The 19,196-nt window shown below is 66.9% G+C and carries 18 protein-coding genes; 11 read left to right on the top strand and 7 right to left on the bottom strand.

The annotated features are described in order from the left end of the window. The first annotated feature begins 15 nt into the window (after positions 1-15). From ubiG to ACZLIB_RS15715, 3 genes are read left to right on the top strand one after another with little or no spacing between them, the layout of a single operon-like run. Positions 16-732 carry a bifunctional 2-polyprenyl-6-hydroxyphenol methylase/3-demethylubiquinol 3-O-methyltransferase UbiG gene (gene ubiG / locus ACZLIB_RS15725; RefSeq protein WP_049401248.1) on the top strand — a complete coding sequence of 239 codons (717 nt, stop codon included), beginning with the start codon at positions 16-18 and terminating at the stop codon, positions 730-732. Beyond that, positions 729-1,424: a phosphoglycolate phosphatase gene (locus ACZLIB_RS15720; protein ID WP_110712927.1), complete on the top strand. Its 696-nt coding sequence runs from the start codon at positions 729-731 to the stop codon at positions 1,422-1,424. The genes ubiG and ACZLIB_RS15720 overlap by 4 nt, the downstream gene beginning before the upstream one ends. 11 nt (positions 1,425-1,435) lie before the next feature. After that, positions 1,436-2,140 carry a squalene/phytoene synthase family protein gene (locus tag ACZLIB_RS15715; protein ID WP_478468082.1) on the top strand — a complete coding sequence of 235 codons (705 nt, stop codon included), beginning with the start codon at positions 1,436-1,438 and terminating at the stop codon, positions 2,138-2,140. 97 nt (positions 2,141-2,237) lie between these two features. On the opposite strand, the gene ACZLIB_RS15710 is transcribed toward ACZLIB_RS15715, so the two are convergent. The 4 genes from ACZLIB_RS15710 to yidD all read right to left on the bottom strand — a co-directional run bounded on the left by ACZLIB_RS15710 (position 2,238) and on the right by yidD (position 6,321). Further along, a complete protein-coding gene (locus ACZLIB_RS15710) occupies positions 2,238-3,758 on the bottom strand; it encodes a hypothetical protein (protein ID WP_478468081.1) in 1,521 nt (506 codons plus the stop codon). Between the two features lie 112 nt (positions 3,759-3,870). Then, on the bottom strand, positions 3,871-4,719 hold the full coding sequence (locus tag ACZLIB_RS15705) for a M23 family metallopeptidase (protein ID WP_049401255.1): 849 nt from the start codon (positions 4,717-4,719) through the stop codon (positions 3,871-3,873). Further along, positions 4,719-6,065 (bottom strand): dihydroorotase, encoded by a 1,347-nt coding sequence (locus tag ACZLIB_RS15700; protein WP_010486624.1) that lies wholly within the window; start codon positions 6,063-6,065, stop codon positions 4,719-4,721. The genes ACZLIB_RS15705 and ACZLIB_RS15700 overlap by 1 nt, the downstream gene beginning before the upstream one ends. Before the next feature lies 1 nt (position 6,066). Next, positions 6,067-6,321 (bottom strand): membrane protein insertion efficiency factor YidD, encoded by a 255-nt coding sequence (gene yidD, locus ACZLIB_RS15695; protein WP_014037867.1) that lies wholly within the window; start codon positions 6,319-6,321, stop codon positions 6,067-6,069. A gap of 272 nt (positions 6,322-6,593) precedes the next feature. Between yidD and dksA the strand changes: the two genes are divergently transcribed. Continuing rightward, positions 6,594-7,823: an RNA polymerase-binding protein DksA gene (gene dksA / locus ACZLIB_RS15690; RefSeq protein WP_071229711.1), complete on the top strand. Its 1,230-nt coding sequence runs from the start codon at positions 6,594-6,596 to the stop codon at positions 7,821-7,823. Between the two features lie 639 nt (positions 7,824-8,462). Here the strand turns inward: dksA and ACZLIB_RS15685 are convergent. From ACZLIB_RS15685 to cysS, 3 genes are read right to left on the bottom strand one after another with little or no spacing between them, the layout of a single operon-like run. Further along, positions 8,463-9,710 carry an MFS transporter gene (locus ACZLIB_RS15685; protein WP_032129395.1) on the bottom strand — a complete coding sequence of 416 codons (1,248 nt, stop codon included), beginning with the start codon at positions 9,708-9,710 and terminating at the stop codon, positions 8,463-8,465. Continuing rightward, complete coding sequence (locus ACZLIB_RS15680) at positions 9,707-10,159, bottom strand: SufE family protein (RefSeq protein WP_049423936.1); 453 nt, start codon at positions 10,157-10,159, stop codon at positions 9,707-9,709. Before ACZLIB_RS15680 ends, ACZLIB_RS15685 begins: the two co-directional genes overlap by 4 nt. Positions 10,160-10,212: 53 nt before the next feature. Beyond that, entirely contained in the window at positions 10,213-11,589 is a 1,377-nt protein-coding gene (gene cysS, locus ACZLIB_RS15675; protein ID WP_478468080.1) for a cysteine--tRNA ligase, read from the bottom strand. Between the two features lie 188 nt (positions 11,590-11,777). Between cysS and ACZLIB_RS15670 the strand changes: the two genes are divergently transcribed. The 7 genes from ACZLIB_RS15670 (at position 11,778) to argC (ending at position 19,193) form a co-directional block, all read left to right on the top strand. Next, positions 11,778-12,347 (top strand): glycine zipper 2TM domain-containing protein, encoded by a 570-nt coding sequence (locus ACZLIB_RS15670; RefSeq protein ID WP_032129397.1) that lies wholly within the window; start codon positions 11,778-11,780, stop codon positions 12,345-12,347. 318 nt (positions 12,348-12,665) lie between these two features. Next, entirely contained in the window at positions 12,666-13,676 is a 1,011-nt protein-coding gene (locus ACZLIB_RS15665; protein WP_032129398.1) for an N-acetylornithine carbamoyltransferase, read from the top strand. Between the two features lie 119 nt (positions 13,677-13,795). Beyond that, the gene (locus tag ACZLIB_RS15660) at positions 13,796-14,992 is read left to right on the top strand and encodes an argininosuccinate synthase (protein WP_478468079.1); all 1,197 of its coding nucleotides are present in this window, start codon (positions 13,796-13,798) and stop codon (positions 14,990-14,992) included. 152 nt (positions 14,993-15,144) lie between these two features. Beyond that, positions 15,145-16,233, top strand: coding sequence for an acetylornithine deacetylase (locus tag ACZLIB_RS15655; RefSeq protein ID WP_478468078.1), 1,089 nt, complete (start codon positions 15,145-15,147; stop codon positions 16,231-16,233). A gap of 75 nt (positions 16,234-16,308) precedes the next feature. Next, positions 16,309-17,637 (top strand): acetylglutamate kinase, encoded by a 1,329-nt coding sequence (locus ACZLIB_RS15650; protein ID WP_478468077.1) that lies wholly within the window; start codon positions 16,309-16,311, stop codon positions 17,635-17,637. 3 nt (positions 17,638-17,640) lie between these two features. Then, positions 17,641-18,243: a GNAT family N-acetyltransferase gene (locus ACZLIB_RS15645; protein WP_049401159.1), complete on the top strand. Its 603-nt coding sequence runs from the start codon at positions 17,641-17,643 to the stop codon at positions 18,241-18,243. Beyond that, the gene (argC, locus tag ACZLIB_RS15640; RefSeq protein WP_032129402.1) at positions 18,240-19,193 is read left to right on the top strand and encodes an N-acetyl-gamma-glutamyl-phosphate reductase; all 954 of its coding nucleotides are present in this window, start codon (positions 18,240-18,242) and stop codon (positions 19,191-19,193) included. Before ACZLIB_RS15645 ends, argC begins: the two co-directional genes overlap by 4 nt. Positions 19,194-19,196 lie beyond the last annotated feature (3 nt).

The raw sequence follows: 19,196 nt of genomic DNA, 5'->3' as shown, positions 1-19,196 counted from the left end.
CGCAAGGACTCCCTCATGACTGCCCCCCACGCTTCCTCCAATTTCGATCAGGCCGAGCTGGACAAGTTCGCCGCACTGGCCAACCGCTGGTGGGACGCTGACGGCCCGCAGAAGCCGCTGCATGCGCTGAACCCGGTGCGCCTGCAGTACGTGGCCGATCGCGTGCCGCTGCGCGGTGCGCGCGTGCTCGACATCGGTTGTGGTGGTGGCCTGTTGAGTGAAGCACTGGCGCAGGCCGGGGCTGACGTCACCGCCATCGACCTGGCCCCGGAACTGGTCAAGGTCGCGCGCCTGCATGCGCTGGAAAGCGGCGCCAAGGTCGATTACCGGGTGCAGGCTGCCGAAGATCTGGCCGCCGAGCAGCCGGGCAGCTTCGATGTGGTCACCTGCATGGAAATGCTCGAACACGTGCCCGACCCGGGCGCGATCATCGAGGCCTGCAAGCGCCTGCTGAAGCCGGGCGGCCACCTGTTCCTGTCGACCATCAACCGCACCGCCGCCGCCTTCGCGGTAGCGATCGTCGGCGCCGAGTATGTGGCGCGGCTGCTGCCCAAGGGTACCCACCACTACCAGGAATTCATCAAGCCGGCCGAGCTGGCGCGCTGGCTGCGCGAGGCCGACATGCAGCTGGTGGATGTCAGCGGCATGGCCTACGAGCCGTGGCGCAACCAGGCCCGCCTGAGCAGCCGCACCGACATCAACTACCTGGCCTACGCGGTCAAGCCGGCATGACCGCGGCCCGCTTCCCGCGCGCGGTGCTGTTCGATCTGGACGGCACCCTGCTGGACAGCGCGCCGGACTTCGTCGCCACCTGCGACGCGATGCTGGCCGAGCGTGGACGCGCACCCATCGATCCGGCCGCGCTGCGCCCGGTGGTGTCGAAGGGCTCGCGGGCGATGGTCTCGGCTGCGTTCCCGGAACTGGACGTTGCCGCACGTGACGCGCTGATCCCGGAATTCCTGCAGCGCTACGAAGCATTGATCGGCCAGCACGCAGTGCTGTTTGATGGCGTGGCCGGCATGCTCGCCGCGTTGGACGATGCCGGTACGGTGTGGGGCATTGTCACCAACAAGCCTGAATACCTGGCGCGCTTGATCCTGCCGCAGCACGGCTGGCAGCAGCGCTGTGCGGTACTGGTGGGTGGTGACAGCCTGGCCGAACGCAAGCCGCATCCGCTGCCGTTGCTGCACGCCGCGCAGGCGATCGGCATCGCCGCCGAAGACTGCGTGTACGTGGGCGACGACGAGCGCGACATCATCGCCGCGCGTGCCGCGGCCATGCCGTCGGTGGCGGCGTTGTGGGGCTATCGCCTGCACAGCGACGATCCGCTGGCCTGGCAGGCCGACGTGCTGGTCGAGAACGCCGAACTTCTGCAACTGGCCAGCCTCTGGCCGACCCGGCCGGCAGCCCCGGCCCAGCCGTAAGGAATCACGTAGTGAGCAGTACCGCGCTGGACAGTTTCCTCGACAAGTGGCGCAGCCGTTGGCCGGAATGGTCGGTGGCCGCCCCGTTCGTGGCCGAATCGCAACGCGAGCTTGCGGTGGCGTGGTTCGCGCTGCTGCAGGAATTCGACGACATGCTCAACACCAGCGGCGACCCGTTGCCGGCCGACGCCAAGCTGGCGTGGTGGGGCGAGGAGCTGCGCAGCTGGGCCGCGCATCGTTCGCGCCATCCACTGGGCCGTCTGCTGGAGCCGGTGCGTGCGCCGTGGGCGCAGCTGGCCGAGGCCCTGCCGGATCTGGTTGAAGCACGCACCGTCGCGCTGGACGCCGCCAGTGCCGAGCGTGCGCTGGCCAACTACGCTGAAGCCGTGGCTGCGGTCGAGGCGGCCTTGTTCGCGGACAAGCCGCGCACCGGTGCCGGTCGCGCGGTGCAGCTGCAGACCCTGGCCCAGCGCCTGCAGGATGCCGGCGTAGCCGGTGTGCCGCGCAGCCTGCTGGACGGTGATGCCAGCACGGCCGCACAGCGCTGGGCGCAGCATCTGTTGAAGGGCTGGGGCAGCCGCGTGCCCGGCCCGCGCCCGCGCCGCGTGTGGTCCAGCCTGGCGCGTGCACGCCTTGCCGCGCAGGCGGCAGGCAGGCCGATCGAAGCCACGCCGGTACGCACCCTGCTGCGTGTGTGGTGGGCTGCGCGCGGCTGATCGATTGCCCTGGCTGCCGGCCGCTGGCCGACAGCCAGGGCGATGCAGGATTCATGGGGTTGCCGGCCAGCGGCCGGCGCTACCCTTCCAGGGCGCCTCAGAACGTCCTGACCTCGTTCATTGCTTCGCGCAGTACGTCGCGCTGCAGCGGCGTAGTGCCCGGTGCGCGCGCCGCTTCCACGGCATCGACGATGCCCATCCACGCCATGTAGATCTGCTCGCGCTCTTCGGTTTCGATGAAGCCGCTGCGGCGGTCCAGTGCGTTGAAGCCTTCGGTGTAGTTGCGGCCGATCTGCGCCAGCGCTGCGGTCAGTTCTGCAGCAGCGCGGTCATCGGTGGCCAGCTTCAATGCATCCGTACAGGCTTTGCGATACAGCGTGGTTGCCTTCTTCGCCTGCGCAGTGCTGATGTGCGTGCTTCCCTCCCAGTCGCGGAAGGGGTTGTCGAGATTTGCGGCCAGCCATTCGGGCTTGCGCAGTTGTCCCACGTCCAGATCCAGGCCTCTTGCTGCCTCGCCCTTGTAGGCCTTCCTGATGGCGGTGCCAAGGTCGGCCGGTAGGCTGTGCAGCCACAGCCGGCACAAGCGCGGCCAGCGTTCCGGTGCCGGAAACACCGAACCAGCAGGCGGAAAGAGATCGCTGCCGCTGAGGGTGTGCAGCTGCTGCAGGTCGCCGAGGCACTGCAGCTGATGCAGCAGGCAGGGGGCGCCGTTGATCGCGAGCGATTGCAATTGCGGGAACTGCTGGGCGATGCGTGCGGCGTCGAGTTCGCGTACCTCCCGCAGCTGCAGCTCACCAAGCTGCGCCAGGCCCAGGCCTGGCAGCAGCGGATCGGTGCTGATGAGGGTCAGCCAGCGGCCCTCGTCCTCGGCGTGGATGATCAGCGCGGGATCGATGCTGCCGATCAGCGTCAGGCGATCCAGCTGCGGGTTGAGGTGGAGCGAGCGCAGGCCGGTGACATCGATCGTCATCTGCAGGAGCCGGGTTCCTCGCACATCGACGTCAGTCTCCTGCTGGCCACTGATCTGCAAGGTATGGATCAACGGCCGTGTACGCAGCCACGACAGCAGGTCCGGCACCGGTGTGCTGATCTCCAGCTGGGTGAGCAGCGGCAGGGCATCGAATACAGACAGTGACGGCGCACGGTTCAGGGTCGCGCTGTCCAGTTGGCGGGTACAGCGACGCACCGGAAAGGCATCGCTTTCCAGTACCACGCTCTGGTCTTGCGGCGCGGACATCGCGGCGTGGAAGGCGCGCACGGCATCGGTATCCAGCGCATCCCACTTGCGTTGCCCGACCCATTCGGCGCCATCCGGCCAGCTGCCGCAAGCCCTCGGATGATCGGCGATCAGCGGCTCGCGCCAGCCCACCTGCCAGAAATCGCGCGGGACGCGCTTGCCTACCCAGCGGTGCAGGATCGCGGGCGCCGCACGGAACGGGCTGAAGCGGGCAGGTTGCATGGCTGCAACGGCGGCGGCATCCGGCAGGGCACTGCCCACCCAGTCCAGTGCAAGGACGGCGAAGCTGCCGTCCTCCGTATTCTGGTGGGTGAGCTGGTAGGCCACGTAGGCGCCCAGGCGTGCGTTGTGGACGACGTGGATATCACCCGTAGCGGGCATGCAACGTTCCTTGTTTCCATGCGTCGAAACATCACGGTAGCGCCGGCCGCCGGCCGGCATCCAGATTCGCCGCGAAGATCATGGGGTTGCCGGCCAGCGGCCGGCACGACCGTTATTTGCGTTCCAGCACCAGCAGCGGATCGATACGGGTATCGAACCAGTTCATGCCCCAGTGCAGGTGCGGGCCGGTGGCACGACCGGTGGCGCCGACCGCAGCGATCACCTGGCCCTGTTCCACACGGTCGCCAACTTTTACGTCGATGCGCGACAGGTGCAGGAAGTTGGAGCTGACACCGAAACCGTGGTCGAGCAGCAGCGTGCCGCCGGTCAGGTACAGGTCGGGGCCGGCGAAGGTGACGATGCCGGCCGCCGGCGCCTTCACCGGCGTGCCGGTCGGTACCGCGATGTCCATGCCGGAATGACCTGCGCCGGGCTGTCCGTTGTACACGCGTGCGTTGCCGAAGCGGCCGCTGATGCGGCCCTGCACCGGCCAGATGAAGGTCTGGGTGAAGTCGGTGCGATCGTCATCGCGGGCGCGGGCGGCGGTCACCTGTGCTTGTTCGCGCTTGATCCGCTCGGCAATCGCCGGCGGCGGGTTGACCGTCTTCGGCGGCACGCCGTTGACCCGCTCGGTGGGCCAGTCGCGCGGGGTCACCGCAATGGTCGCGGTCTCGCTGCCACCATCAGGGCGCTGCACCTGCACGCGCAGCGGACCCTTCTCGTCGCGGCCGATGCCGAACACCACGCTGCCATAGCCGCTCACCCGCAGTTGGCGGCCGGCGTACTGCACGCGGCTGCCGGCGGGTACCTTGCCGATCACCAGTGCTCCCTGCGATGCGCTGGCCGGGAACACCACGCGGCTGTCGATCAGGCTGCCGATGCCGTCCTGTGCCTGCGCCGACGGTGCGGTGAACAGGGGCGCGGCCAGCAGCAGCGCCCCGATCAGAAGTGCGGAGCGCATCAGCGGTCGTAGGTCATGCGCTGGCCGGCCGGCTCGCCCACCAGTTTGCTGCCGTCCCACACCAGTTGGCCATTGACCCAGGTGGAGGCCACGCGCGAGCGGAAGGTCGTGCCTTCAAACGGCGACCAGCCGCACTTGGACAGCACGTCCTCGCGCTTGACCGTGAACGGCACGTCCTCGACCAGCACCAGGTCGGCGAAGTAACCCTCGCGCAGGAAGCCACGTTCTTCCACGTCGAACAGCTGTGCCGGCGCATGCGCGAACTTCTGCACCACCTGCTCGCGGGTCAGCTTGCCTTCGTGCACGCGTTCCAGCGCGGCCACCAGCGCGTACTGCACCAGCGGCAGGCCCGACGGCGCCTGTGCGTAGGGCTTCTGCTTCTCTTCCCAGGTGTGCGGCGCGTGGTCGGTGGCCAGGACGTCCAGCACGTCATCGGCCAGCGCGGCGGTGATCGCCTCGCGGTCGGACACTTCCTTGATCGCCGGGTTGCACTTGATCAGGTTGCCCTTGGTCGCATAGTCCGGACGCGCGAAGTGCAGGAAGTGCACGCAGGTTTCGGCGGTGATCTGCTTGCGGCTGCCGTCGGCGCGGATCAGCGGACCCTTCTCGAACAGCGCCAGCTCATCGGCGGTGGAGATGTGCAGCACATGCAGGCGGGTGCCGTGCTTGCGCGCCAGCGACATCGCCAGGCGGGTCGACTTGATGCAGGCCTCGCGCGAGCGGATGTCCGGATGCATGTCCGGGGTCAGCGCGTCGCCGTATTTCTCCTGGAAGGCCTTCAGGTTGGCGTCGATCATCGGCGTGTCTTCGCAGTGCGTGATGATCGGCGTCGGGCATTCGCGGAAGATCGCGTCCAGCGTTTCCGGATTGTCGACCAGCATGTTGCCGGTGGAGGCGCCCATGAACACCTTCACGCCCGGGGCCTTCTTCGGGTCCAGCGCACGGATGGCGTCCAGGTTGTCATTGCTGGCGCCGTGGTAGAAGCCGTAGTTGGCCCAGGCGCGGCCGCGCGCGAGCTCGTATTTGGCTTCCAGGATGGTCGAATCCAGTGTCGGCGGATTGGTGTTGGGCATGTCCATGAAGCTGGTCAGGCCACCGGCCACCGCAGCTGCCGATTCGCTGGCGATGTCGCCCTTGTGGGTCAGGCCCGGTTCGCGGAAGTGCACCTGGTCGTCGATCATGCCCGGAAGCAACCAGCGTCCGGCTGCGTCCACCACCTGCTCGCCGTCGCGCGGCGCCAGCCCGTTGCCGATCTGCGCGATGCGGCCGTTCTCGATGCGCAGGTCGCCGTCGAAGGTGCGGCCTTCGTTGACCATGCGGGCGTTGGTGATGAGGGTGGAGGACATGTCAGTGTTTTCCTGTGCAACGGCAAGAGGGGGCGTTGGGGGACTCGGGCACGGGGTCGAAGCCGCCGGGATGGAACGGGTGGCAGCGGCCCAGCCGGCGCGCAGCCAGCCAGCTTCCGCGTAGCGGGCCGTGCCGCGAGATGGCGTCCATCGCGTATTCAGAACAGCTCGGCACGAAACGGCAGCGTGGCCCCAGCAGGGGGCTGATGAAGCGCTTGTAGAAGCGCAGCAGGGCAATGAGCAGGCGCGAGATCACCCAGTCATCTTATGCCAGTTGGCATGAAGGCCGCATTTGTGCAGGATGGGCCGTTGGTCGCATGTCGCCGATGGCCTGCGACCGGTACCAGTACCTTCGGGTGCTGGCCAGGTTCCGTACCGCGCAAGGCGGTCCGTGTTCGTCGGACTGCCTCCAAGGGCGCCTTGACTCCAGGACTGAATGGAGCAGGGGGTCGAGGTTGCTGCTGCGGGTCGGGTAGGCTATAAAGGCCCGCTTTCCCGGGCCCCGGGGAATCCAAGGAAGAGCGTTTCGTGGCTGCTAAAAAAACTGCAAAGAAGGCCGCAACGGCCGCCAAGAAAACCGCCAAGCCTGTTGTGAAGAAGTTGGCGGCAAAGCCCGTTGCCAGGAAACCGGCCAGCAAGCCGGCGACCAAGGCAGCGTCCTCGCAACCGGCGGCCAGGAAGGCCACCGCAAAGAAAACGCCGGTCAAGGCAACCAAGCCGGTGGCGAAGAAGGCTGCTGCGCCCGCCAAGGCCAAGCCTGCCGCTGCCAGCAAGAAGGCGCCGGTGGTGAAGAAAGCCGCCAGCAAGGCCGCGCCGGTGAAGAAGGCCGCCGCCAAGCCGGTGGCGAAGAAGGCAGCAGCCAAGCCGGCGCCGAAGGCGGTGGTGAAGAAGGCTGCGGCCAAGCCGGTCGCCAAACCTGCAGCGAAGAAGGTTGCTGCGGCTAAACCGGTGGCCACGCCTGCCGCTGTAAAGAAAGTCACCAAGAATGTTGCCGCGCCGGCCGCAAAGCCGACCCCGGCCCCCGTAGTGAAGTCCGCACCGAAGCCTGCCCCCAAGCCGGCTCCGGCCAAGCCTGTCCCGGCCAAGACCGTGGCAGTGGCAGCAGCCCAACCGGCCCCCAAGCCGGCCCCGGCCGCCGCTCCTGCTGCTTCGAAGGCCCCGCAATCCAAGAATCCCGTGCCCGTTTCGAAATCGCCTGCCAAAACCGCCGTGAAATCCGATTCCGCCCCGAAGACCGTGTCGCGCCCTGTCGGCAAGGTTGCCGTGGCCGTCGCCGCCCGCTCGGCGGCACCGGCCCCGCGCAGCAAGTACAAGGTGGTCGAGTACAAGACCGACGAGGCCACCGGCCGCCCGATCCTGCCGGCTGGCTACAAGCCGTCCTCGGAAGAGGAATACATGAGCCCGCTGCAGCAGGAGTATTTCCGTCAGCGCCTGCAGAACTGGCGCGCGGACCTGGTGGAAGAGTCCAAGCAGACCATCGAGAACCTGCGCGAGGAAGTGCGTGACATCGGCGACGAAGCCGAGCGCGCGACCCGCGAGACCGAGAACTCGCTGGAACTGCGTACCCGTGACCGCTACCGCAAGCTGATCGGCAAGATCGACAGCACCCTGAAGCGCCTGGAAGCCGGCGACTACGGTTACTGCGTCGACACCGGCGAAGAAATCGGCCTGGAGCGCCTGGAAGCGCGCCTGACCGCCGAGCGCACCATCGACGCCCAGGAGCGTTGGGAGCACCTGCAGAAGCAGCAGGGCGACTGATTCCTGATCGTTGTCTGGTCATGCGAAAAACCCGGCCTCGGCCGGGTTTTTTGTTGGGTGTGGTTGGCTGGGTAGAACGGCGCCTTCCAGGTATAGGAGGGAGCCTGCGGGTGGGGCCGGGCAGGACACGCTGCAAGTACATCCCTGTAAGCTCGGCCGCGGCATCCATGCCGCGGACGGTCCTGCCCGGCCCCACCCGCAGGCTCTCTACGGTTTCCTGCGTGCGCGGTTGCTGTAAAGCCGAGCTCATGCCCGGCTCGGGCCGAAGGCGGAGGGCAAGGAAGAGCAAAAGCAAAAGCAAAAGCAAAAGCAAAAGCAAAAGCAGCCAAGCATGGCTTGGCTCTACCAAGGGCGGTCATGCGTGCGCTCGCGGCTGTTGGGTCCGCCTTGTAGCGAGCCGAGCACCGCAGGGGAATCAGGGGCGAAGAGGCGCCGCTGTTTGAGCGCAGCGAGTTCGGCGCCGTCCCCTGATTCGCCGAGGAGCGCAGGGTACCGGCGCGCAGCGCCGGCTCGCGGATGGCGGCGCGTTTCTTTGGTTACTTTCTTTGCGCGCGCAAAGAAAGTGACAAACCCATTCATCGAGGGAAAGTGACGTGGCCAGTCAAACGCCCGGCGCCGCCGAACGCGCTCTCCGCAGGGTCACTGCAGATCACGCAAATTCAGTTTCCGCAACGTCGGGTTCTTCCACGCGGTGATCCCGGCCACGCTCAGCACCGCGAACCCACCCAGCACCACTGCCGGCACCAGGCCGAGCAGCTTTGCCATCGTGCCGGCATAGAACGCGCCCAGTTCGTTGGACGAACTGATGAAGATGCCGTTGATCGACGACACCCGGCCGCGCATTTCTTCCGGTGTGGCCAGCTGCAGGATGGTCGAGCGGATCACCACCGACACGCCATCGAAGGCCCCATAGAACAGCAGGATCAGCGCGGACAGCCAGAAGTGCTGCGACAGCCCGAAGCTGATCACGCACAGGCCGAAGCCGGCCACCGCGAACAGCAGCACGCGGCCGGCATTGCGGTGCAGCGGGTGGCGCGCCAGCCACAGGCCAACGCAGACCGAGCCCAGCGCCGGCATTGCGCGCAGGATGCCCAGGCCTTCCGGACCGTGGTGCAGGATCTCGTGCAGGAACGCCGGCAGCATCGCCACCACGCCGCCCAGCAGCACCGAGAACATGTCCAGGGCCATCGCCCCGACCATGATCCGGTTGCCGACCACGAAGCGCGCGCCTTCAGCGATGCTCTTGAAAATCGGGGCGGCCGGACCGGTATGCACCGGTTCTTCCACCTTCAGCGTGGCCAGGCAGGCCATCGCCACCAGCGCGAAGCCCGTGGCCACCGCGTAGGACAGGCCCTTGCCGCCGAAGCCGACCAGCACGCCGCCCAATGCCGGACCGGCCACCATGCCGGCCTGGAACACCACGGCGCCGAGGCCAGCGCCACGTGCGAACTGGTCACGGGCCAGCACGCGGGCGAACAGGGCGTTGTAGATCGGCGACAGGAAGGCGCGGACCATGCCGGTCAGCGCAATGGCCGCATAGATCGGCCACACGCCTTCGAACGGCAGCCAGCCCTTGGCCACGCCGGTCAACACCAGCGCGGTGGCGATCAACCCGGAGCAGGCGACCATGCCGAGCCGGCGGCGCGGCAGGTGGTCGACCAGATAACCAGCGAATGGCGCGACGCAGAAGAACGGCAGCACCTCGGCCAGGCCAACCAGGCCCAGCGAGAACGGATTGCGGGTGACTTCGTAGATGTGCCAGCCGACGGTGACCGCGACCACCTGGTAGGACAGCATCGCGAAGATGCGGTAGGCCAGCAGCTTGGCGAAACCGGGCCGGGACAGCAGCCCCAGCGCGGTGTCTTCGGCCGTGGCGGGTTCGCTCACGACGGGTCGCGCTGCAGCTGGGCCTGCGCGGTCTCGCGGATGAAGGCCAGCATCGCCGCCACGCCGTTGCTGCGGGTGGGCGAGAGGTGGCGGGCCAGGCCGATGTCCTGGATGTAGCTCGGTTCGGTGGCCAGGATCTCCTGCGCCGAGCGCCCGGAGTACACGCGCAGGGCCAGGAAGATCAGGCCGGAAACGATGGCCGAATCACTGATGGCGTGGAAGCGCAGCGACTGCGCATTGCCTTCCGGCACGATCCAGACCATCGACTGGCAGCCGAGCAGGCGGTGCTCTTCGGTCTTCCATTCGTCCGGGAAGGCGGGCAGCTTGCGGCCGAGGTCGATCAGATACTGGTAGCGCTCGGACCAGTCGCCGAAGAAGCCGAATTCCTCGGCGATGGCGGTCTGGGCCTCGGCGGCGGTGGGTTCAAGCGGGAACGGGGAGTCGGTCACAACAGTCTCTACAGTGGAGCGTGGCCGGCGGACCGGCCACGGGGCAGGGTGGGTCAGCCGCGCTTGCGCGACCAGCGCACGCCCTGCGGGGTGTCTTCCAGCACGATGCCTTCGGCGGCCAGCTGGTCGCGGATGGTGTCGGAACGGGCGAAATCGCGCGCCTGCTTGGCGGCGGCACGCTCGTCGATCAGGCCCTGGATGCGGGCATCTTCGCCGTCATCGCTGGCCACGGTGCCGAACCACTGCGCCGGATCGGCCTGCAGCAGGCCCAGGGCCAGGCCGGCACCGAGCAGCTCGCCCTTCAGGCGCGCCTGTTCGGCCGGGTCGGTGGCCCGGCGTGCATCTGCGGCGATGCGGGCCACTTCGGCCAGTGCCTGCGGGGTGTTCAGGTCGTCATCCAGGGTCGCCTCGACTGTGGCCGGGATCGCCACGACCGCCTCGACCGACGCCAGCTCGCGCAGCGTGCCGTACAGGCGGTCCAGGGTGCGCACCGACTGCTCGATGAGGCCATCGGACCAGTCCAGCGGCTGCCGGTAGTGAGCCGACAGCAGGGCCAGGCGCAGCGCTTCCGGCGGGTGCTGGCGGACCAGGTCGTGCACGCGTTCGATGTTGCCCAGCGACTTGCTCATCTTGGCGCCGCCGAAGTTGAGCATGCCGTTGTGCAGCCAGAAGCGGGCGAAGATCTTGCCGCCGTGGGCGCATTCGCTCTGCGCAAGCTCGTTCTCGTGATGCGGGAACTGCAGATCGACGCCGCCGGCATGGATGTCGATGGTCTCGCCCAGGTGGGCGGCGGCCATCGCCGAGCATTCGATATGCCAGCCCGGGCGGCCACGGCCCCAGGGAGACTCCCAGCCAGGGAGGTCGTCGCTGGACGGCTTCCACAGCACGAAATCGCCCGGGTCGCGCTTGTACGGGGCCACGTCGACTCGGGCGCCGGCCAGCATCTCTTCCGGGTCGCGGCGCGAGAGCTTGCCATAGCCTTCGAAGCTGGCCACCGCGAACAGCACGTGGCCTTCGGCGGCGTAGGCATGACCATTGGCGATCAGCTGCTCGATCATGGTGATGATCTGCGGGATGTGCGCGGTCACTTCCGGCTCGATGTCCGGCGGCACCACGCCCAGCGCGGCCATGTCTTCACGGTAGGCGGCGGCGAACCTGTCGGTGATGGTGCTGATCGGCACGCCCTGCTCACGCGCGGCGTTGTTGATCTTGTCGTCCACGTCGGTGATGTTGCGCGCGTAGCGCAGGCCACCGAAACGGCGCCGCAGCAGATCGGCCAGCACCCCGAACACCACTGGGCCACGGGCGTTGCCGATGTGCACGTAGTTGTAGACCGTCGGGCCGCACACATACAGGGTCGGACAGGCCGGGTCGAGCGGGGTGAACGGTTCGAGCTGGCGAGTCAGGTTGTTGTGCAGGCGCAGGGTCATGGGGCTGTGGCTGGGGGACAAGCCTGTGATTTTAGAACGTGTCGGCCCCCTTTGGGGGCACCGCCTGCCACCGGTGGACGCCGGGTCCAACCAGGGTGGGGTGGGCAGGAGCAGCGTGGACGGGTAATGTTCAGCCCCTTGCGCTCGCCACTGCCTACACTATTGCCGTGTCCTTGCTCCCTTCGCCAATGAAATCCACCGCGTTGCTGACCCTGGCCTGCCTGTCGGCGCTGGCCGCCGTGGCCCAGGCGCAGGAGGCCGAGCCCCGCAACCGGGTGGTGATCGTGGAGAACGTGAAGTTCGACTACGCGCAGGTACTGAACGTCGAACCCGTGTTCCAGACCCTGCGCGCGACCCGTACCGAAGAACACTGCGAGCCGGTCTCGACCCGGACCTTGGCGCCGGTCAATGTCACTGGTGAGGAGCCGGTCGAGGACAAGGGCCGGATCAGCCGCTTCTGGGACTCGGTACGCTCGATGTTCAAGCGCAGCGATGAAGAGGTCTCCGAGGACACCGCCGCCGAGTCACCGGCCCCGGCGCCGGCACCGGCCAACAATGGTCCGATGCTGACCCGCGACTGTCGCATCGTGCCGGTGGGACGTGAATTCCGCCGGCCCATCGCCTACGACGTGGACTACGTCTACAAGGGCACCAAGTACCGCTCGCGGCTGCCGGAAGATCCCGGCAACCGGCTCAAGATCCGGGTGTCGATCACCCCCTGGGTCGGCCCCGAGCAGGGCGCCGCCGGCAATCCCTGATTCTGCGACCCCGGCCCCTTGCGTCGGCCCCGGCCGCATGCAAAGATGGATGACCATGAAGCTCACCGACTTCCAGCACGACAGCAGCGCAGCCCGACAGGCGTCGGGCATGACCTCGCGTGCGCGTCGACCGGAACCCCACATCCTCGCTGGGTAACCGGAGCTTTTTGCTGTTCGTCCGAAAAAAACCCAGCCCGCCGGCTGGGTTTTTTCGTTTCTGCGTCATGAAAGCTGCAACTGCAACCTTTTCGTTCCACCTTTGCTTCCTGTTTTCCCTTCCACCGCGTCGAACCCGGCGCCGCCACGCAAGGAAAGATGATGTCCCCCAAGCACTTCCTGAACACCCAGGACTGGAGCCGCAGCGAGCTCGACGCGCTGCTGACCCAGGCCGCGCTGTTCAAGCGCAACAAGCTCGGCGACCAGCTCAAGGGCAAGTCGATCGCGCTGGTGTTCTTCAATCCGTCCATGCGCACCCGCACCAGCTTCGAACTGGGTGCGTTCCAGCTGGGTGCCCACGCGGTGGTGCTGCAGCCGGGCAAGGATGCGTGGCCGATCGAGTTCAACCTCGGCACGGTGATGGACGGCGATACCGAAGAGCACATCGCTGAAGTGGCCAAGGTGCTGGGCCGTTACTGCGACATCATCGCTGTGCGCGCATTCCCCAAGTTCATCGACTGGGCCTACGACCGCCAGGACATCGTCCTCAACAGCTTCGCCAAGTACTCGCCGGTGCCGGTCATCAACATGGAGACCATCACCCACCCGTGCCAGGAGCTGGCCCACATCATGGCCCTGCAGGAGCACTTCGGCACCCAGGACCTGCGCGGCAAGAAGTACGTGCTGACCTGGACCTACCACCCCAAGCCGCTGAACACCGCAGTCGCCAACTCGGCGCTGACCATCGCCACCCGCATGGGCATGGACGTGACCCTGCTGTGCCCGACCGCCGACTACATCCTCGACGACCGCTACATGGGCTGGGCCGAGCAGAACGTGGCCGAGAGCGGCGGCTCGCTGAAGATCAGCCATGACATCGACAGCGCCTACGCCGGTGCCGACGTGGTCTACGCCAAGAGCTGGGGCGCGCTGCCGTTCTTCGGCAACTGGGAACCGGAAAAGCCGATCCGCGACCAGTTCAAGCACTTCATCGTGGACGAGCGGAAGATGGCGCTGACCAACAACGGTGTCTTCAGCCACTGCCTGCCGCTGCGCCGCAACGTGAAGGCCACCGACGCGGTGATGGATTCGCCGCAGTGCATCGCCATCAACGAAGCCGAGAACCGCCTGCACGTGCAGAAGGCGATCATGGCGGCGGTTGCCGGGCGCTGAATCAAACAAGGGGTAGAGCCGACCGTTGGTCGGCTGCTCCCGCAGCGGCGCATCCAACATTTCAGCCGACCAGCGGTCGGCTCTACCGAATTCCCATCCCCCAAGTGGACCTGATCCCCATGAGCAACAACGACGTCGTTCTCGCCTTCTCCGGCGGCCTGGATACCAGCTTCTGCGTGCCGTACCTGCAGGAGCGCGGCTACAACGTGCACACCGTGTTCGCCGATACCGGCGGCGTGGATGATGAAGAGCGTGATTTCATCGAGAAGCGCGCCGCCGAGCTGGGCGTGACCAGCCACGTCACCGTCAACGGTGGCCCGGCCATCTGGGAAGGCTTCGTCAAGCCGTTCGTGTGGGCCGGTGAGGGCTACCAGGGCCAGTACCCGCTGCTGGTCTCGGACCGCTACCTGATCGTCGATGCCGCGCTGAAGCGTGCCGCCGAACTGGGCACCAACATCATCGCCCACGGCTGCACTGGCATGGGCAACGATCAGGTCCGCTTCGATCTGGCGGTGAAGGCCCTGGGTGACTACCAGATCATCGCGCCGATCCGCGAGATCCAGAAGGAACACACCCAGACCCGCGCCTACGAGCAGAAGTACCTGGAAGAGCGCGGCTTCGGCGTGCGTGCCAAGCAGCAGGCCTACACCATCAACGAGAACCTGCTGGGCCTGACCATGTCCGGCGGCGAGATCGACCGTTGGGAAGCGCCGGGCGAGGGCGCCCGTGGCTGGTGCGCACCGCGCAGCGAGTGGCCGGAGCAGGCGCTGAACGTGACCCTGAAGTTCGTCGAGGGCGAAGCCGTCGAACTGAACGGCAAGGCGTTGCCGGGCGACCAGATCCTGGCCCAGCTCAACAAGCTGTTCGCCCCGTACGGCGTTGGCCGCGGTGTCTACACCGGCGACACCGTGATCGGCCTGAAGGGTCGCATCGTGTTCGAGGCCCCAGGCCTGGTGTCGCTGCTGGCCGCGCACCGCGCGCTGGAAGATGCCGTGCTGACCAAGCAGCAGAACCGCTTCAAGCCGGACGTGGCGCGCAAGTGGGTGGAGCTGGTCTACGAAGGCTTCTACCACGACCCGCTGAAGACCGACATCGAGGCCTTCCTGAAGTCCTCGCAGGCCAAGGTCAACGGCGAAGTGGTGCTGGAAACCCGCGGCGGCCGCGTCGATGCAGTGGCGGTGAAGTCGCCGCACCTGCTCAACACCAAGGGCGCCACCTACGCGCAGTCGGCCGACTGGGGCGTGGAGGAGGCCGAGGGCTTCATCAAGCTGTTCGGAATGAGCTCCACTGTCTATGCGCAGGTCAATCGCGGTTGACCTGTGACGGGGGTGCCGGCCGCTGGCCGGCGCCTCGCAACGTCAATGGAGGGTAGTGCCGGCCGCTGGCCGGCTCGTGGCACGGCTGGATCATTGCGGAGCCGGCCAGCGGCCGGCACTACCGATTTCGAACCCTACGGATATTCAGACACATGCTTGAACAGACGCTCGATCACCTGCAGGCCCTGGTGTCCTTCGACACCCGCAATCCGCCGCGTGCGATCACCACCGGTGGCATCTTCGATTACCTGCGCGCGAACCTGCCCGGCTTCAACGTCGAGGTGATCGACCATGGCGCCGGTGCGGTCAGCCTGTACGCCGTGCGTGGTACGCCGAAGTACCTGTTCAACGTGCATCTGGATACCGTGCCGGATTCGCCGCACTGGAGTGCCGACCCGCACGTGATGCGGCGTCTGGACGACCGTGTGGTCGGCTTGGGCGTGTGTGACATCAAGGGCGCCGCCGCTGCACTGGTGGCCGCGGCCAACGCCAGTGATGGCGATGCCGCGTTCCTGTTCTCCAGCGACGAAGAAGCCAACGATCCGCGCTGCATCGCCGCGTTCCTGGCCCGTGGCCTGCCATATGAAGCGGTGCTGGTGGCGGAGCCGACCATGAGCGAAGCGGTGCTGGCGCACCGTGGCATCAGTTCGGTGCTGATGCAGTTCTCCGGCCGCGCCGGGCACGCGTCGGGCAAGCAGGATGCGGCCGCCAGCGCGCTGCATCAGGCCATGCGCTGGGGCAACCGCGCATTGGACCATGTGGAATCGCTGGCCTCGGCGCGCTTCGGCGGGCTGACCGGTCTGCGCTTCAACATCGGTCGCGTGGAAGGCGGGATCAAGGCCAACATGATCGCGCCGGCCGCCGAAGTGCGGTTCGGGTTCCGTCCGCTGCCGTCGATGGACATCGATGGCCTGCTGGCGACCTTCGCCGGTTTTGCCGAACCGGAAGCTGCACTGTTCACCGAAACCTTCCGTGGCCCCAGCCTGCCGGCCGGTGACATCGCCGAGGCCGAGAACCGCCGTCTGCTGGCACGCGACGTGGCCGATGCGCTGGCACTGCCGATCGGCAACGCGGTGGATTTCTGGACAGAGGCCTCGCTGTTCTCCGCTGCTGGATACACCACGCTGGTGTTCGGCCCGGGTGACATCGCCCAGGCCCACACCGCCGATGAGTTCGTGACGCTGGACCAGCTGCAGCGCTACACCGACGCCGTGCACCGCATCATCGCCGCCGGCGCCTGATCGACCCCACAACGCCGCCCGGCCCTGGCCGGGTGGAACTGCAACGCGGCGACCGCCGCCTGTGACGAAACCGAAATGTCTCCTGCCTTCCAGCCCCACCGCCAGACCCGCCAGACCATCGTGCGCCTGCTTTCCAGCATGGCCAGCGCGAAGGAGATCAGCCAGTACCTCAAGCGCTTCTCGCAGCTGGACGCCAAGCGCTTTGCCGTGGTCAAGGTCGGCGGCGCGGTGCTGCGCGACGATCTCGACGCGCTGACCTCTTCGCTGTCGTTCCTGCAGGAAGTCGGCCTGACCCCGATCGTGCTGCACGGCGCCGGCCCGCAGCTGGATGCCGAACTGTCGGCCGCCGGCATCGAAAAGCAGACCGTCAACGGTCTGCGCGTGACCTCGCCGGAGGCACTGGCGATCGTGCGCCGGGTGTTCCAGCAGTCCAACCTGCGCCTGGTCGAAGCCCTGCAGCAGAACGGCGCGCGTGCCACCTCGATCACCGGTGGCGTGTTCGAGGCGGAGTACCTGGACGTGGACACCTACGGCCTGGTCGGTGAAGTGAAGCGGGTCAACCTGGCGCCGATCGAGGCCAGCCTGCGCGCCGGCTCGATCCCGGTCATCACCAGCCTGGGCGAAACCGCGGGTGGCCAGATCCTCAACGTCAACGCCGACTTCGCCGCCAACGAGCTGGTGCAGGAGCTGCAGCCGTACAAGATCATTTTCCTGACCGGCACCGGCGGCCTGCTGGACGAGCAGGGCAGCGTGATCGATTCGATCAACCTGTCCACCGAGTACGACCACCTGATCGCGCAGCCGTGGATCCACGGCGGCATGAAGGTGAAGATCGAACAGATCAAGGACCTGCTCGACCGCCTGCCGCTGGAATCGTCGGTGTCCATCACGCGCCCGGCTGACCTGGCCAAGGAACTGTTCACCCACAAGGGCTCGGGCACGCTGGTGCGCAAGGGCGAGAAGGTGCTGCGCGCCACCGCATGGAACGAGCTGGACCTGCCACGGCTGAAGGGCCTGATCGAATCCAGCTTCGGCCGCACGCTGGTGCCTGACTATTTCCAGAAGACCAAGCTGCTGCGCGCCTATGTCAGCGAGAACTACCGCACCGCGGTGATCCTCACCGACGAAGCCGAGGGCGTGTACCTGGACAAGTTCGCCGTGCTCGATGATGCACAGGGTGAAGGCCTCGGCCGCGCGGTGTGGAACGTGATGCGGGATGAAACGCCGCAGCTGTTCTGGCGTTCGCGCAATGGCAACCCGATCAATCACTTCTACTATGCTGAATCCGATGGCTGCTACAAGCAGGGCCATTGGAAGGTGTTCTGGTACGGCGCCGATGGCATCGACCGGATCAGCACCTATGTCGACCACTGCGCCCAGCGCGCACCGAGCCTGCAGGGCTGAATGATGGACCATTCCGATCACTGGACTACGATTCCCACCCTGCGCGGCCAGCACGTGACACTGCAGCCGCTGCAGCCCGAGCATGTGCCTGGCCTGCGCGCCGCCGTGGAGGGCAGCGGCCTGGACCAGCTCTGGTACACCCAGGTGCCTTCGCCGGAGCGGGTCGAGCACTATGTGCAGGCCGCGCTGCAGGCACAGGCAGAAGGCAAGGTGCTGCCGTTCGTGATCCTCGATGCGGCGGGTGACATCGTGGGTACCACCCGCTTCTACGACCTGGATGCTGGCGTGCCCAAGCTCAGCCTGGGTTACACCTGGTATGCACCGCGCGTGCAGCGTACCGGCGTCAACACCGAAACCAAGCTGTTGCTGCTGCAGCACGCCTTCGAAACCATGGGCTGCATCAGCCTAGTGCTGGAAACCAGCTGGTTCAACTTCACCTCGCGCACCGCCATCGCCCGCCTGGGCGCCAAGCAGGACGGAGTGCTGCGCAACCACAAGCGGCACGCCGACGGCACGCCGCGCGACACCGTCATCTTCTCCATCATCGATACGGAATGGCAGGGCGTGAAGCGCCACCTGCAGTACCGCCTGGACAGCCACGCATGAACGATTCGACTTTCACCCTGGGCATCGTCGGCGCCCGTGGCCATACCGGTGCCGAGCTGATCAAGCTGGTGGCCGCACATCCGCGGCTGAAGCTGGCCTTCGTGTCCTCGCGCGAACGCGCCGGGCAGCGCCTGTCCGACCACCATCCGGAGTTCCAGGGCGAGCTGCAGTACGAGAACCTGGACGCCGACGCGGTGGCCGCCAAGGGCGTGGACGCGGTGATCCTGGCCCTGCCCAACGGCCTGGCCGCACCGTTCGTGGCCGCACTGGAAGCGGCGAAGCCGGACACCGTCATCGTCGACCTGTCGGCCGACTACCGCTTCGACAACAGCTGGTACTACGGCCTGCCGGAGCTGACCCGAGGCCGCTACAACGGCCAGAAGCACATCAGCAACCCGGGCTGCTATGCCACGGCGATGCAGCTGGCGGTGCATCCGCTGCTGGACCTGCTGGCCGGCCCGCCGCAGTGCTTCGGTGTGTCCGGCTATTCCGGCGCCGGCACCACGCCGTCGGACAAGAACAACGTCGAACTGCTCGCCGACAACCTGATGCCGTATGCGCTGACCAACCACGTGCACGAGCGTGAAGTGTCGGTCCAGCTGGGCGTTGCGGTTGAATTCATGCCGCATGTCGCGCCGCATTTCCGCGGCATCACGCTCACCGCCAACCTGTGGCTGAACCGCGTGCAGACCCGCGAACAGATCGTCGAGCGCTTCCAGCAGGCCTATGCGGGCGAACCGCTGATCGAGGTAGTGGATGAAGCGCCGTGGGTCAGCCGCATCGCCGGCCGCCACGGTGCGCAGGTCGGTGGCTTCACCCTGGCCCCGGGCGGCAAGCGGGTGGTGGTGGTGGCGACCCTGGACAACCTGCTCAAGGGCGCGGCCACCCAGGCCATGCAGAACCTCAACCTCGCGCTGGGCATCGACGAACTGACGTCGATCCCGCACTGAACA

Source organism: Stenotrophomonas sp. 220_Sma, from assembly GCF_056487375.1.
Note: the sequence above shows the minus strand (reverse complement) of the source record. Positions and strands in the feature narration are given on the sequence as shown.

Coding starts and splice junctions, on each gene's coding strand:
- ubiG (WP_049401248.1), top strand. CDS start 16: ATGACTGCCCCCCACGCTTCCTCCAATTTCGATCAGGCCGAGCTGGAC.
- ACZLIB_RS15720 (WP_110712927.1), top strand. CDS start 729: ATGACCGCGGCCCGCTTCCCGCGCGCGGTGCTGTTCGATCTGGACGGC.
- ACZLIB_RS15710 (WP_478468081.1), bottom strand. CDS start 3,758: ATGCCCGCTACGGGTGATATCCACGTCGTCCACAACGCACGCCTGGGC.
- ACZLIB_RS15705 (WP_049401255.1), bottom strand. CDS start 4,719: ATGCGCTCCGCACTTCTGATCGGGGCGCTGCTGCTGGCCGCGCCCCTG.
- ACZLIB_RS15700 (WP_010486624.1), bottom strand. CDS start 6,065: ATGTCCTCCACCCTCATCACCAACGCCCGCATGGTCAACGAAGGCCGC.
- cysS (WP_478468080.1), bottom strand. CDS start 11,589: ATGACCCTGCGCCTGCACAACAACCTGACTCGCCAGCTCGAACCGTTC.
- ACZLIB_RS15670 (WP_032129397.1), top strand. CDS start 11,778: ATGAAATCCACCGCGTTGCTGACCCTGGCCTGCCTGTCGGCGCTGGCC.
- ACZLIB_RS15665 (WP_032129398.1), top strand. CDS start 12,666: ATGTCCCCCAAGCACTTCCTGAACACCCAGGACTGGAGCCGCAGCGAG.
- ACZLIB_RS15660 (WP_478468079.1), top strand. CDS start 13,796: ATGAGCAACAACGACGTCGTTCTCGCCTTCTCCGGCGGCCTGGATACC.
- ACZLIB_RS15655 (WP_478468078.1), top strand. CDS start 15,145: ATGCTTGAACAGACGCTCGATCACCTGCAGGCCCTGGTGTCCTTCGAC.
- ACZLIB_RS15650 (WP_478468077.1), top strand. CDS start 16,309: ATGTCTCCTGCCTTCCAGCCCCACCGCCAGACCCGCCAGACCATCGTG.
- ACZLIB_RS15645 (WP_049401159.1), top strand. CDS start 17,641: ATGGACCATTCCGATCACTGGACTACGATTCCCACCCTGCGCGGCCAG.
- argC (WP_032129402.1), top strand. CDS start 18,240: ATGAACGATTCGACTTTCACCCTGGGCATCGTCGGCGCCCGTGGCCAT.